Source organism: Simiduia curdlanivorans (genome assembly GCF_030409605.1).
GTDB lineage: Bacteria > Pseudomonadota > Gammaproteobacteria > Pseudomonadales > Cellvibrionaceae > Simiduia > Simiduia curdlanivorans.
On record NZ_JAUFQG010000004.1, the window covers coordinates 2667638 to 2682553 of the forward strand.

The window sequence follows — 14916 nt, forward strand, 5'->3', positions numbered from 1 at the left end:
TTGTTACCTTGTTGCAAACAACGCTCGAATTTAAGCCTCGTGCATGATGTCTTCAAGGTTTAGGTGGGTCAGTTTTTTAATGTTACTGAAAAGATAAAACAGTGTGAATATCATGATCGCCATGGCCGGCAGCGCGATAACCGGGTAGCTCAGCGCCGTCATTTTACCCAGCTCTTCATTAAAGGCGGCGGTGCCGGGTGCGCTCACGACAATCCATTTTGCCAACACATAGTTCAACACCGAGCTAAGCGCGAAGGAACTGGCCAGCAGGTAGGTGGCATTTCTCAGTACCGCTTCGAAGGCCATGTGGTTGCCAAATTCGTCCAGCGCGTGATTGACCACATCCACCTTAATGATTTGATCGTTGTAGAGAAAGGTGCGCACCAAAGGGAATTTGGTTTTTAACGAGAATAGGGTTGCCAAGCCTAACAGACCGGGAATGGCGGCCTCCTTGATGGCGATGTATTTGGGGTCTAATTCGAGCAGGCTAATGCCGCCGGTGAGCAGCACGCTAACCACGCCGAGGGCCGAGAAGAAGTTAAATTTGCCGCGCTGATAAAAATCTCTGGCACCGTAAATAATCGGGAAGGCGAGCGCGATAATCAGACCCAATTTTGTGCCTAGCCACTCGTCGTTGCTTAATTTGGTCAGGATTAAGGTTGGGATGATGATGTTGAACAGTAGGTTGATCAACATACTTTCGCGCTTGGGTTTTGCGTCTGTCCCGTTAGGTGATTGTGGCTCAACGTCGTTTTGTGCTTGGGTCATACGCTTCTCAATGGCAAAATGGGCGCTAGGCTGAGCCCATTCGCGGTTTGGTTCAATCCCGAGGGGGCTATTATTACTCGCTTATTCGACTTGCACACCCATACGCTGGCGTCTGACGGTATTCTAAGCGCTGAAGCGCTCTTGTCTAGGGCAAGTCTCAAGGGTGTTAATGTGTTGGCCTTAACCGACCACGACACACTAGACGCTATTCCTGCCGCGCGGCAGGCAGCGGCAGCTGTGGGCGTCACTTTAATCGCTGGTATAGAGGTGTCAAGTCAATGGCGCGGCCGCGGTATCCATGTGGTGGGCTTGGCGCTAGACACGGAGGCGTCGAGTTTGCGCGAGGCCGTGGCGCAAATGGCTGAAACCCGTGAGCTCAGGGCTGTGGCCATTGCTCGTGCGCTGGCTAAGGCCGGCTTGTCGGACGAGCAGGGCATACTCGCTAAGGCGCGCGAGCAAGCCGGCTCCGGCAGTATTGGCCGGCCGCACTTCGCCCGCGCACTGGTGGCAATGGGCAAGGTCACGTCTATGAATATGGCCTTTAAGCGCTATTTGGGCAGCGGTAAGCCCGGTGATGTGAAGCAACATTTTCCCGAGCTGGCCGACGCTGTGGCGTTGATTGTGGCGGCCGGTGGCGTTGCGGTATTGGCCCATCCACTGAAATACGACCTCACTCGCACCAAACTGTGCGAGTTGATGGCCGATTTCAGGGCCGCGGGCGGCGCGGCAGTGGAGCTTATTAGCGGCTACCAAGAGCCCAAGGCGACGCAAGACTTGGCGCGCTTGATCAATCAGTTTGAACTCTGTGCTTCACAGGGTAGTGATTTTCACATGCCCGACCAACCCTGGCAGGAGTTGGGCTGCACTGGGGTTATGCCAGATAGCGTCAAACCCGTGTGGCAATTGCCCGCTATTGCGACCTTGTTGAGCTAACGCACTGTTTAATAAGCGTTTTTCGTTATACTGCCGGTTAGCCTAGGGCAGGCCCGCAATGGGAGCTTGGTAAGGCTGCAGAGCTCGGTTAAGGCGCTGAGCCTAAATACACCTTAGCTCGCCAATACTGGTGAGTTTTTTAGAATAAAAATATTGATGACGAGGAGGCCAAGTGGCCCAGTTTTTCCAGATTCACCCAGAAAACCCGCAGCACCGGTTGATCCAGCAGGCCGCGGAAATCGTGCGCAAGGGCGGTGTCATTGCCTACCCAACCGATAGCGCCTACGCCATTGGTTGCCACATTGGCGATAAAAACGCACTCGATCGCATTCGCGCGCTGCGGCAATTGGATAAAAACCATAACTTCACCCTCATGTGTCGCGACCTATCGGAGTTGTCCAGCTACGCGAAAGTGGATAATCAGGTGTATCGGATGCTGAAAAACCACACCCCGGGCCAGTACACCTTCATCCTCGAGGCCACCTCGGAAGTGCCTAGGCGCCTGATGCACCCCAAGCGTAAAACCATCGGTCTGCGCGTGCCCGACAACGCCATTGCCTTGGCACTATTAGAGGAAATGGGCGAGCCGCTGATGAGCGTGACCCTGCACATGCCCGGCGATGAATACCCCATGACCGACCCCTACGACATCCGCGATGGCTTGCAGCACCAGCTGGATTTGGTCATCGATGGCGGCTATTGCGGCCTCGATGTTACTACCGTGATCGACCTAACCGGCGAGGTGCCAGAACTGGTGCGCCAGGGCATCGGCGACTTTAGCCCGTTCGAGCCAGCTTAGCCGGCGCAGGCGGCACTGGCTGGGTTGTTTAAGCCAGCCGCTCGAGGCTTTTGCCCGCTTGGCCACTGCAATGATTATTCATTGCAGTGGCGCCAAACGGGCTTCATAATGAGCCCCTTTTACCCACCAAGCCTGCTGAGACAGCAAACCGTGCTGAGAGTGATGACACAGTGAATCAGGAAGTTGACATTCCATCCGAGCTAGAGCCCGCTGAGGCAGTAAGCGACGAGGCTGTAAATGCCGAGCTTGTCGGCGCCGAAGCCGAGGCTGCTCAGCCATCGCTCGCCGCCGCGCCAGACGAATCTGCCCCCGCTGATCAAGGTGGTGCGAGCCTAGAAGTGGCCGATCAAGCGACGGCCAGTGCCCACCCAGATCAAGCCGAAATGCCTTGGGCCATTGTGCAGGGTAAGGCCTATACGGATTTACCCAAAGACCTCTACATTCCGCCAGATGCGCTGGAAGTTATTTTAGAGGCCTTCGAAGGCCCGCTCGATTTGCTTCTATATCTGATTCGTCGCCAGAATCTCGATATTCTCGAAATCAACGTTGCCGAAATCACCCGCCAGTACATGTCCTATGTGGACATGATGACCGCCATACAATTTGAGTTGGCGGCGGAGTATCTGGTGATGGCGGCCATGTTGGCCGAAATCAAATCGCGCATGTTGCTGCCGCGTTCCACCCTCGACGACGAGGAAGAGGAAGATCCGCGCGCGCAATTGATTCGTCGCCTGCAAGAGTATGAACGCTTCAAGCAGGCCGCCGAAGATTTAGAAGCGCTGCCACGGGTAGGCCGTGAAATTTTTCATGCCAGTGCCCAAGCGCCCGATCGCAACAGCACCCGCCCCGAGCCCGACGTGGATTTGAAAGAGTTGTTATTGGCGCTGTCTGAAGTACTGCGCCGCGCCGATATGTTTGAAAGCCACCACGTGCACAAAGAAAAGTTATCCACCCGCGAGCGCATGGCGCAAGTGTTAGACAGGCTAGCCCATCGTCAATTTATGCCTTTCGTGCACCTGTTTAAAGTGGAAGAGGGGCGCTTGGGGGTGGTGGTGACTTTCTTGGCCGTGTTGGAATTAATTAAAGAATCTTTGGTGGAAATTGTGCAAAACGAAAACTTTGCCGCCATCCACGTTAGAGCGAGAACGCAATAGTTATGTCAGAACAGTTTGATAATCCAGAATTGGACGCGGTTGAACCCGAAGCCATTGAAGACGCCGAAGCACTGGCGCAAGGTGATGAGGCCTTGGACGCTGAACCGGATGTCGCTGAGCAAGCCACTAGCGAGCCAGCCGACGGCTTAGATGACGACACCCCGGTGGTGAAGTTACCGCTCGATAAAGTGTTGCTGCGTAAAATTATCGAAGGCGTGCTGATGGCCGCTGGCCAGCCCATGAACGAGGCAAAAATTGCCGAGCTGTTCGACGGCCACGATAACTACGAAGCGCCGGCGAAAGATGAAATTAAAGCCGCCCTCGAAGATATTCAAGCCGATTGCGGCGAGCGCGGTTTCGAGCTGAAAGAAGTGGGCTCTGGCTGGCGCTTTCAAGTGCGCGCCGAAACGGCCCAGTGGGTTAACCGCCTGTGGGATGAAAAGCCGCAAAAATATTCCCGTGCGCTGTTGGAAACCCTGTCGCTCATAGCTTACCGTCAGCCTATTACCCGCGGCGACATCGAAGAAATTCGCGGCGTTGCGGTGAGCTCGCACATTATTAAAACCCTGTCTGAGCGCGAGTGGGTAAAAGTGGTTGGTCATCGCGATGTGCCGGGTAGGCCGTCACTGTACGCCACCACGCGCCAATTTTTGGATTATTTCAATCTGAAAAGTTTGGACGAGTTGCCATCGCTCAGCGAGCTGCGCGATATCGAAGAATTAAATAAAGAGTTTGATCTCACCGACAGCGAAGATACCGAGGAAGCCGAAGGCATCAAAGAGGCAGTGGCAGAATTCGATGAATCGGATGATGAGGCGACTGATAGTGAATCGCCAAGCGACGAAAACCTCGAAGCCGAACACGCGAGCGAAGACATGTTTGACGCCGACCAGCAAGCGCCTAATGTACTTGTCGAAGGCTTTGCCCTGCCCGCAGAGGCTGACGAGCTAGAGGATTTAACCGCTCATGTAGCCGAAGAGTCGCTCGACGAAGAGCTCGACGAAGAGCTCGACGAAGAGTTGGGCGAACCGGCATTTGAAACAAGCGATGACCCAACCGAAAACGAACAGACGGAATCTGCCGTGTCGGCCACTGAACCCCATGACGAAGATCCGAACGCGGTATGAGTAAGCAAACACAAAACCCCAGCAGCGCTAGCTTTTCCAGCGATGAAAAACTGCAAAAAGTGCTAGCGCGCGCAGGCCTAGGCTCGCGCCGGGAAATGGAGCGCTTGATCGAATCTGGTCGCGTAGAAGTTGATGGCAAACCCGCCACCTTAGGCGACAGAGTGGGCGCTGCGGCGAGCATTCGCGTCGATGGTAAAGCCATTACCTTCAGTGCCGGTGAAGTGAAGCGGCGCGTCTTGTTATATAACAAACCCGAAGGCGAAATCTGTTCGCGCTCAGACCCAGAGGGTCGACGCACCGTTTACGATCACTTGCCACCGCTGCGCGGCGAGCGTTGGATTTCCGTTGGTCGGTTAGATTTTAATACCAGCGGTTTGTTGTTGTTCACCAACGACGGCGAGTTGGCCAACCGCCTGATGCACCCATCCTCCGTGATCGACCGCGAATATCTGGTGCGCATTCAGGGCGATGTGGATGACGACATGCGCAAGCGCTTAAAAGACGGCGTGCAATTGGACGACGGCGTGGCGCAATTTACCGATATCGTTGACGGCGCCGGCGAAGGCCGCAACCGTTGGTTTTATTGCGTGGTCATGGAAGGTCGCAACCGCGAAGTGCGCCGCTTGTGGGAGTCCCAGGGCGTGCGTGTTAGCCGCTTAAAGCGCGTGCGCTACGGCAATTGTTTTATTCCCTCGCACGTGCGCGTGGGCCAGTGGGTTGAATTAACCGATAAAGAAATTGGCGACCTGTGCGCCACTGCCGGCATCGGCCATCGCCCCAGCGCGGAAAATATTGAAGATAAAGCCACGCGCGAACGCCACGAGCGCAAGTTGCGCCAGGGCGCGGCAAAAACACCTACGGCGCGGCAGTTGAAAAAGCCGCGCGCCGAAGGTGCCGGCTGGCAGGGGCACGACGATGAGCGCAGCAGCACGCAAGACGCGCCGCGCTCGAAAAAAGACAGCTTTAAAGCGCGCCCAGCTATTGATACCTCGGAAGCCAATAAGGGCAGTGGCTATAAAGCCAGTGCCGGCGCTAAAAAACCACACGCCGGTAAAGCCTCAACTCGCGCGGGCACGCGTTCTTCAGAGAAGTCCACAGACCGCGCTCGTGCCGATAAACCCAGCGCTAGTAAACCCCGTTCCAATAAACCGCGCACTGGCGTCAAGCGTTAATAAATACTATGGCGCACTCAACGCAAGCCACACAATTATTTTCCTACCCACGCTTTTGGGCCGAGTGTTATGGCCCTGCGCCATATTTGCCCATGTCGCGCGCGGAAATGGACGCACTCGGCTGGGATAGCTGCGACATTATAATCGTCTGCGGCGACGCCTATGTGGATCACCCCAGTTTCGGCATGGCGGTGATCGGCCGCTTTTTAGAATCCCAAGGTTTTCGCGTCGGTTTAATTTGCCAACCGGATTGGACCTCGGCCGATCCCTTTAAAGCGTTGGGCAAACCGAATTTATTTTTCGGCGTCAGCGGCGGCAACATGGATTCCATGATCAACCGCTACACCGCCGATAAAAAAGTCCGCAACGACGACGCCTACACACCCGGTGGCGTTGGTGGCAAGCGCCCAGATCGCTGCGTCTTGGTTTACTCCCAGCGCTGCAAAGAAGCCTATAGCGATGTGCCCGTCATTCTGGGTGGCATTGAAGCGAGCCTACGCCGCATTGCTCAATACGATTATTGGAGCGATCAAGTGCGGCGCTCGGTGCTGTTCGATGCCACCGCCGATATTTTGTTATACGGCAACGCCGAGCGCGCCATTGCTGAAATTGCCCACGGTTTGGCGGCCGGTAAAAGTATCGACGAATTAAGCAGCATTCGCGGCACTGCCGTGGTGCGCAAAACACCGCCCAAGGGTTGGACTGAAATCGATTCCTCGCGCATCGATTGGCCGGGCAATATCGACAAATTGCCCAACCCCTATGAATACCAACAGACGGATAGCACTGGCTCGGATGGCAATACGCAAGTTGGCCAGAAAGCTGGCGAGGGTATGTTGGGCGCGCAAAATAATGCGCCTAGCTGCCAGCAAAATGTGAGTATGCAGGCGGACGATGATGTGCAACCGGTGCGCATTATTCCCATGCCATTGGCCGGGCGCAGCTACAAAGATCCCGATACCTATATTCGCTTGCCGTCCTTTGAGAAAGTGCGCAATGATCCCGCGCTCTACGCCCACGCCTCGCGCGTGTTGCACCAAGAGGCCAACCCGTTTAACGCGCGGCCCTTGATTCAAAAACATGGCAACCGCGAAATTTGGGTTAACCCGCCGCCAATGCCGCTGGAAACCGACGAGCTAGATGGCGTGTTCGATTTGCCTTATCAGCGCAAGCCGCACCCGAGTTACGGAAAAGCGAAAATTCCGGCTTACGAAATGATTAAAACCTCCATCAATATTATGCGAGGTTGTTTTGGCGGCTGTACTTTCTGTTCCATTACCGAACACGAAGGCCGCATTATTCAGAGCCGTTCGGAAGCATCTATCCTGCGCGAAATTGAAGATATTCGCGATAAGGTGCCAGGCTTCACCGGCCACATTTCAGATTTGGGCGGGCCAACCGCCAATATGTATCGCCTAGAGTGTAAAGACTTACCCACGCTTAGCGCCTGCCGGCGTTTGTCTTGTGTGTTTCCCACCATTTGTAAAAATTTGGGCACCGATCACAAGCACACCACGCAGCTCTATCGCAATGCGCGCGCCATCCCGGGCGTGAATCGCATCTCCATCGCCTCGGGCTTGCGCTACGACCTCGCCGTGCGCAACCCTGAGTACGTAAAAGAATTAGTCACGCACCATGTAGGCGGCATGTTGAAAATTGCGCCCGAGCACACCGAAGGCCGGCCGCTAAACATGATGATGAAACCGAGCATGGAGAGCTATTACGAGTTCAAGCGCCTGTTCGATAAATATTCGAAAGAGGCGGGTAAAACCCAATACCTCGTGCCTTACTTCATTGCCGCCCACCCAGGCACTGAAGACGAAGACATGTTGAACTTGGCCTTGTGGCTAAAGAAAAACAATTTCGAAGTGGACCAGGTGCAAACCTTTTACCCATCGCCTATGTCGCTGGCCACGGCCATGTACTATTCACAGCGCAACCCGCTGAAAAAACTGAGCTATAAAAGCGACAAGCTCTACATTCCGAAAAATCCAGACCAGCGCAAATTGCACAAAGCCTTACTGCGCTACCACGATCCAAATAACTGGGGCTTTTTGCGCGAATCTTTAATCAAGATGAACAAAGGCCACTTGATCGACACGCTATTGCCCGCGCAAAGCACGCGCGAAAGCCGCGAGCGCTTCGTGCAAGGTGGCGCAAGGCAAAAAGCCAGCGGTAATAAGTTCGACAAAATCGCCGGCCTAAACCGCCCCAAGCCAAAGCCGAAAGGCGGCAAACCAAAAGGGCGGCGTTAACCCAGCCCGCTTGTGAGTTTTCAAAAGGCCGATGAGCATCCTCACCGGCCTTTTGTTTAACATGCTTGTAGCTTGTAGGGGCAGGCCATCCTGCTTGTAGCTTGTAAGGGGCCGAAGTGTCGGACCAGACCACCCGCCCTGTAGCTTGCGGCCTGCAACTAACAGCTTGCAGCTCCACTTTGATACACTCGCAACACTGTTAATTTGCGGACCAATCCCATGGCACTAAAGCCCACCATTTACAAACTCAATCTAGATCTCGCCGATTCTGATCGCCATCATTACCAAAATTACCAGCTCACTCTGGCCCAACACCCCTCGGAAACCGCCGAACGCATGGTGGTTCGCATCCTCGCGTTTGCGTTAAATGCGAGCGAAGCGCTCACTTTCACCAAAGGTATTTCTACCTCAGACGAACCCGACATCTGGGCCAAAGAAGACAATGGCACCATCGCGCTCTGGGTAGAAGTCGGCCAGCCCAAACCGGATCGCATCCGCAAGGCCGTCAATCAAGCGGCGCAAGTTCGCCTCTACGCCTTTGGCAAAACTGCAGATACCTGGTGGAATATAGAAGGCAAAGACATGCCCAGCTCAGACAAACTCCAAGTGGCAAGATTCCAATGGCAAAACGTGGTAGACCTAGCGCAGAATTTAGATCGCACTATTCGCTGGAGTATCAGTATTGCTGGTGGCGAGATGTATGTGGATACGGGCAGTGGGGTGGAGCATGTGGTTTTGGGTGGGTTTTAATTTTTTTTAACGCGCTAAAAGTTCTGCATAGTGTTTGTACTAAAGCTTTGAATAAGGACGCTAGTCTTTCACTGTTGGCGTCAATTCTTAATTGACCTCAATATTTAAAAAGCGAAAAGCGAAAAGCGAAAAGCGAAAAGCGAAAAGCGATGTGGGCGGGAGAGAAAGATAGCTTCGGGCACAGGCCCTTCATCCAGCCACATCACCGCTACATCAGTGCTGTCCTTGCACTGAGTCGCTCGCGCCACATCCCTGTGGCTTGTGAAGTGGCCGGCTGAAGGGCCTTGTCGTGTTTTGGTAGGGGGTTTGAAAGAAAGTCGACGCCTGTCGTGTTTCGTGGCGCCTTAATCGTCCTGGTGCGCTAAGTGGTTGTTGTAAATGGTTTTTTAGTGTGGTTCGATTGATGGGATTTTTGGATATACGACAAGGTGTTGCATTATATAGCGACACTTTGTCGCTTATTAAGGCTGTTAGGTTTTAGGGGGATGATATCGAAATTCTATACATAGTTTTTGGGTGGCTGCTCGGCCTATTAAGTCCAGTCATTGTTAATTCAATTAAAAATAACTATGACAGGAAATCCTTTCTGGCCGCAGCGAAATGTGAACTTACAGAGCTACAGTTTCAACTCTGCATTACTGGATTACTGCTGGCTCAAAAATACGGAAATTTAGACCGCGCCTAATTACTTGAGGTTCATCCTATACTAGAAAACCATAAGGGCAGTGATTCGCCAGAAAGAATATTGCAGTTTGTAAATGCTATGCTGAAAGCCAATGAAGAAGAGTTTAATGCGATGGCCGAAAGTCTGAAGGCCAACGAAAATATTGGTCAAAATCTCAAGAATCATTCTACTGTGCTTATTGATTCAAATGCAGATCAAATATCGAGCTTACCGATGGATCTGCAAAGCAAAATCTATGAGTTCAAAAACTTGCTTAACGTATACAATCAGGAAGTTCAGGTGGCAAAGGACAAGCTCATACTTACATTCGACTCGTCATTGACAGATATAAATCATAGAAGGTTAAAGTCCGGCCTTGTTGACACCTATTCAGATCTGCAAGGCGTATGTTCTAGGACTTGCAGTAAAATACAGGCGGTTTTGAATTATGAGCTATAAAAACCTAACAAATAAAAGCAGGCCGATGCGCAAAATGCACGCGCGGTTTTTTTAGGCGTTATATCTTTACGTGCCAATATCGACAAATGGGATACTGAAAAATAATGAAAATCGAATCTAAAGATACAGATGTTGAAAGTTTGCTCGTCGGTTCATATTTCCACATTCCGCGATTTCAGCGCCCTTATTCATGGGATGATGAGAATTTAAATGATTTTTGGGATGACGTTATAGTTAACCAGTCTGATGATTATTTCATTGGCTCAATGGTGGTTTATAGAAAGGATAAGCAGCAATATGGTGTTGTTGATGGGCAGCAGCGGTTAACAACTATAACTATATTGCTTTGCGTAATAAGGGATTATTTTCTCAGAAATGGATCTCAAGATCTTGCGGAAGGAGTGCATCAGCTAGTTGAGCGAAAGGATAGAAGTAATAAAAATGAGTATGTCCTTAAAACGGAAACATCTTTCCCATACTTTCAGGAATATATTCAGAAGTTTAATGAAGATCCTGAGCTGAACATAGATATTCAGTTGGAGGAACGAAATCTAAAAAATGCACATAATAGGTTCAATAAGCTAGTTGGTTCTGTTGTTAATTCGATTGATCAGGATGCGTCTATCAAGCCGGAGTACAAGATCGACCTTAAGGTTGAGAAGCTTGTTAATTTAAGGGATGCCGTTTTAAACCTAAATTTGATTTTTATCACGCTTGACAACGAAGATGACGCCTACTTGATATTTGAAACGTTAAATACAAGAGGAAAAGATTTAGCGTTAACTGATTTGGTAAAAAACCATTTTTCTAAAAACCTTAAGACAAAGGGCGATGTGGATCACACGAAGATAAAGTGGTCATCTATGCTCGATACAATTCATAATTCTTCATCCGATATATCGTCTGATAATTTCATATACCACTTTTGGTCGTCTCGATATGAGGCGGTGCCTTTAAAGAAATTATTTCCAAAAATAAAGAAAGATATCTCAAAGTCAAAAGCTAAAGATTATTTGGACGCATTGGTGTCGGACTCTAAGATTTACCGATCCATACATGAGGAAAATTTTGAGTGGTCAAAGAATGAGTCTGACGTTTCTGACTCGCTCTATGCGCTCCAACTATTTAAATTGTCCCAGCCGACCCCTGCTACAATGTCGCTGGTAAGGTCATATAAAGACAAAATTATAAAGTATAAAAAATTACGTGATACATTGAGCGCAATTGAAAAATTTCATTTTGTCTTTACTGCTATTACTTCCTCTCGGTCATCTGGAGGAATTTCTGCCATGTATTCATCGTTTGCAATAAAGTTGTTCAATTGTTCAGAATCTCAAGCTGCTTCAGATCTGATATCAGAGTTTGTGACCAAATTGAGAGACAAGCGACCTTCTATCGATGAGTTTAAAGTTGCATTTAGAGAAGTTGTTTATACTAATAAAAACTCTAAACAGAAGAATCTGGTTAGATATATATTGGAAAAGTTCTCTTTGCATTATTCATACAAATATCCAGTTGATTTCGATGATTTGACGATTGAGCACCTGTGTCCGCAGGAAAAAATAGGTCAAGGTGAGTGGCTGGAGTCATCAGTTGGGTGCTTGGGTAATTTGTTTTTTTTGGATCAAAAAATGAATGGCGAATTAGATGCCAAAAGTTTTGCTGATAAAAAGAAAATTCTTCGAGAGCGAGGCTATTCACTCAGTGAGTTTGTAGCCAATTCTAACAGCTGGACACCAGATCTTATTCTCAAGCATGCTGACAAAATGGCTGAAGTTGCATATAGCGAAATATGGAAAATATAACTAAGCCAGGCAAGATAGCGTTGGGGTTTTCGGGGTCAGACTCCTTGATTTTTTGACAAATGGGCCTGAAATAATTAGTTACTAGCTACGAAGTGCCGCTCTTGGGGCCCCTTGCGCAGCGGTGAGCGCAAGGTGAATTTTAGGGGGCAATTGGGCAGGACGCCCAATTGAGCGACGATCAGGCAGGAGCCTGTTTTCGCGACCCCTAAAATACACCTGTAGAGAACGTACCCGATAGGGCGCGTAGCCGGGGTACGTTTCTTTTGGTTCGTTTTCTTTTCGTATAAAAAGAAAATGAACAAGACTTAGCTCGGAGTACCTTTCTATTACGCAAAATCCGAGTGGTCTTCGCTCCGCTACGGCTGGTTCGTTTTCTATGACGCGAACAACGCGTGGTCTCCGCTACGCTACGGCTCGTATAAAAAGAAAATGAACAAGGCTCAACTCGAAGTACCTTTCTATTACGCAAAATCCGCGTGGTCTTCGCTCCGCTACGGCTGGTTCGTTTTCTATGACGCAAAATGCCCGTGGTCTTCGCTAAGCCACGGCTCGTATAATAAACAGGACATCCACGTTAAAATTCAATTTTTGAAATGAACGCGGCTTGATGAATAAATCCAAGCTAATTCAAAGCTGGTTTCTTGATTGAGCTTTTATGCACCGAAACACCAAATTAAAATCGTAGGCAAACCTACCAGTGGCAGTTCAGCGACGTGCAGAGGGATTTTGTGCGGTTTAACTAAGTATTCGACTGCTAGGGTGACTGTCACGTTAAGTTAATGTGCAAGTCAAAGAAAATTGGTTGGTATAATGACGGGCCGGGTGAGGTCGTCGAAAGATTGGAGCATGTCTTAGTGCCTTTCGTTGACGATGCTAGGTGTATAGTCACTTTTGAGGGTGAAACTAAGGAGGTTTCATTAACTCAGGGCAGTGCAGTGCAGTGCAGTGCAGTGCACTATTTTGGTCGTTAGTGATAAGCGTGCATATTATGTTTTGGTTTTTTCGTGTTTTCAGGTCTTAGTGCGATGAGCTTACCGTTTAATGCGCGGAAAATTGTAAGGAGGAATTTGGCGCGGAAAGCGTGTGCTCTGGTTCGTAGAAAAATAAAATAGCAAACACGGTGTGTCTTAGTGTTTGCTATTTTAAACAATATGTAGACATCCTGTCACACTTCCTAGCTGTATCCATTTCTTAGCCTAGCCGCTAAGCTTCAATAGGCCGCCTCTGTAGGTTGAACAATAATCTCATTCACGTTGACATCTTCCGGTTGTGCTATTGCATAAACCATGGCGTTGGCAATGGCACTAGGTTTAAGTGCTAAACGACGGAAATCGGTGAGCCACTGTTTGGCCGCCTTGTCGGTGGTTGTGTCGGCGAGTTCACTTTCCACAACGCCTGGTGAAATTACTGTTACCCGAATATTTTTGGATTCCAGCCTCAGGCCGGTGGAAATCGCCAGTACAGCATATTTCGTTGCGCAATAAACCGCAGCGGTTGGGAATACATGATGAGCTGCGATGGACGCTGTGTTAATAATGTGACCTTGGCCTCGCGCTTCCATGCTTGGTAGTACGGCTTCTATGCCATTGAGAACACCTTTGATGTTGACATCAATCATACGCTCCCACTCGTTAGTTTTTAAGGCCGCTAATGGCGCTAAAGGCATTAAGCCTGCGTTATTGATCAGTACATCAATATGACCAATATCCTTTACCACCGCATCGACTACGGCTTTGAAGTTATCGCGACGGGTAACATCCAGAGCGTAGGCTCTGGCGTTGCCGCCATTCTCGCTAATTTTTTTGCCAGTGCTTCGAGACGGTCTTTCCTGCGTGCAGTTAACATAACGCTGTGCCCAGCCTCTGCCAGTGCGTATGCAGCAGCTTCTCCTATGCCGCTACTAGCGCCGGTGATGAGGATGACTTTATTCGATGCATGTGTCATGTGGCTTTTCCTTAAATAGATGATTGCTAGATAAAGCGCCAGAATAGCGGGATAGCATTTTTCACTGCATACATAAACCTACGATATGATTGCCTATTTCTCCAACTACGGCCATTTTGGCTGGGAGCCGATTGATTGCCATATTAGAATTAGACAAGCCTTAATCCATGAGTGAGTACTATGGCTAGCAGACTAGAAAGAGAATTGCTTGGTTTGGTTGACCTCTTTACCGATCAGGAAGGCTTGAATGCCTCCGTGATACCTAATGTATCTTTCTTTAAAGCCACGCATAAAAATATAACACTGCCGCTCGTGTACGAGCCGTGCCTCTGTATTATTGTGCAGGGCGAGAAAGATGTGGTGCTTGGAAAAGAGATCTATCGCTATGGCGCCATGGAATTTCTTGTGGCTTCCGTTCACTTGCCTATTGTTGGAACTGTCACTCGGGCATCTTTAGCAAAACCGTATTTTGTCATTCAAATAGATATTGATATCCAGCAAATGTCGGAGTTGCTTGTGCGTATGGTGCGCCCAGCAACGGCTAATAGGGCTTCCGAGTGCGGGCTTTTTATTGGCAAGGTGGATAACGCCATGCTGGAGAGTGTGCATCGCTTGGTAACACTTTTACAGACGCCAGACGATGTACCTATTCTTGCTGAACATCGGTTGTTAGAGATCTATTACCGCCTATTACGCAGTGATTATGGTAATGCCATTGTACAAGCTGCGTTAAATGGCAGCTCGACGCAGCGGGTATCCATTGCTATTGAAAAATTGAGGCGCGATTTTTGCCTACCGGTCGCTGTAGAAGATCTTGCCAAACTCGCCGGTATGAGCGTGTCATCGTTTCACGCTCATTTTAAAGCGGTGACCAACATGAGCCCGCTGCAGTTTCAGAAAATGATCCGGCTTATGGAGGCAAGGCAATTTATGGTGGCCAATAATGCGGGGGCGGAGAGTGCTGCTTACCAAGTGGGCTATGAAAGCCCGTCGCAGTTTAGCCGTGAATATGCGCGCATGTTTGGCAGCCCTCCAGGGCGCGATAAGAGCCGGCTGAGGCAATAGGTTGTTGATTCAAACGGAATA

Annotated in this window: 10 protein-coding genes and 2 pseudogenes; 10 read left to right on the forward strand and 2 right to left on the reverse strand. The window is 49.9% G+C overall.

Features of this window, described 5'->3' with window-relative positions; genetic code table 11:
• Positions 1-30 precede the first annotated feature (30 nt).
• The gene (locus tag QWY82_RS11705; RefSeq protein ID WP_290262497.1) at positions 31-768 is read right to left on the reverse strand and encodes a VC0807 family protein; all 738 of its coding nucleotides are present in this window, start codon (positions 766-768) and stop codon (positions 31-33) included.
• Here QWY82_RS11705 and QWY82_RS11710 point away from each other — a divergent pair.
• From QWY82_RS11710 to QWY82_RS11750, 9 genes and pseudogenes are all read left to right on the forward strand, one after another.
• Entirely contained in the window at positions 760-1701 is a 942-nt protein-coding gene (locus QWY82_RS11710; protein WP_290262498.1) for a PHP domain-containing protein, read from the forward strand. The two genes, QWY82_RS11705 and QWY82_RS11710, sit on opposite strands and share 9 nt — an antisense overlap.
• Before the next feature lie 172 nt (positions 1702-1873).
• Complete coding sequence (locus QWY82_RS11715) at positions 1874-2500, forward strand: L-threonylcarbamoyladenylate synthase (RefSeq protein ID WP_290262500.1); 627 nt, start codon at positions 1874-1876, stop codon at positions 2498-2500.
• A 338-nt stretch (positions 2501-2838) separates the two neighbouring features.
• On the forward strand, positions 2839-3654 hold the full coding sequence (locus QWY82_RS11720) for a segregation and condensation protein A (protein ID WP_290263528.1): 816 nt from the start codon (positions 2839-2841) through the stop codon (positions 3652-3654).
• 2 nt (positions 3655-3656) lie between these two features.
• Positions 3657-4781, forward strand: coding sequence for an SMC-Scp complex subunit ScpB (gene scpB, locus QWY82_RS11725; protein WP_290262502.1), 1125 nt, complete (start codon positions 3657-3659; stop codon positions 4779-4781).
• Positions 4778-5650, forward strand: a pseudogene (gene rluB, locus QWY82_RS11730) (23S rRNA pseudouridine(2605) synthase RluB); the annotation flags it as partial. The gene scpB and the pseudogene rluB, both read left to right, overlap by 4 nt.
• 311 nt (positions 5651-5961) lie before the next feature.
• Positions 5962-8208, forward strand: coding sequence for a YgiQ family radical SAM protein (locus tag QWY82_RS11735; RefSeq protein WP_290262504.1), 2247 nt, complete (start codon positions 5962-5964; stop codon positions 8206-8208).
• 219 nt (positions 8209-8427) lie between these two features.
• On the forward strand, positions 8428-8958 hold the full coding sequence (locus QWY82_RS11740; protein ID WP_290262505.1) for a YaeQ family protein: 531 nt from the start codon (positions 8428-8430) through the stop codon (positions 8956-8958).
• 745 nt (positions 8959-9703) lie between these two features.
• Positions 9704-10081, forward strand: coding sequence for a hypothetical protein (locus tag QWY82_RS11745; RefSeq protein WP_290262507.1), 378 nt, complete (start codon positions 9704-9706; stop codon positions 10079-10081).
• 104 nt (positions 10082-10185) lie between these two features.
• The gene (locus QWY82_RS11750) at positions 10186-11886 is read left to right on the forward strand and encodes a DUF262 domain-containing protein (protein ID WP_290262509.1); all 1701 of its coding nucleotides are present in this window, start codon (positions 10186-10188) and stop codon (positions 11884-11886) included.
• Positions 11887-13096: 1210 nt separating this feature from the next.
• Here the strand turns inward: QWY82_RS11750 and QWY82_RS11755 are convergent.
• A pseudogene (locus QWY82_RS11755) lies at positions 13097-13830 on the reverse strand (SDR family oxidoreductase).
• Between the two features lie 180 nt (positions 13831-14010).
• Here QWY82_RS11755 and QWY82_RS11765 point away from each other — a divergent pair.
• Positions 14011-14895: an AraC family transcriptional regulator gene (locus tag QWY82_RS11765; protein ID WP_290262513.1), complete on the forward strand. Its 885-nt coding sequence runs from the start codon at positions 14011-14013 to the stop codon at positions 14893-14895.
• Positions 14896-14916 lie beyond the last annotated feature (21 nt).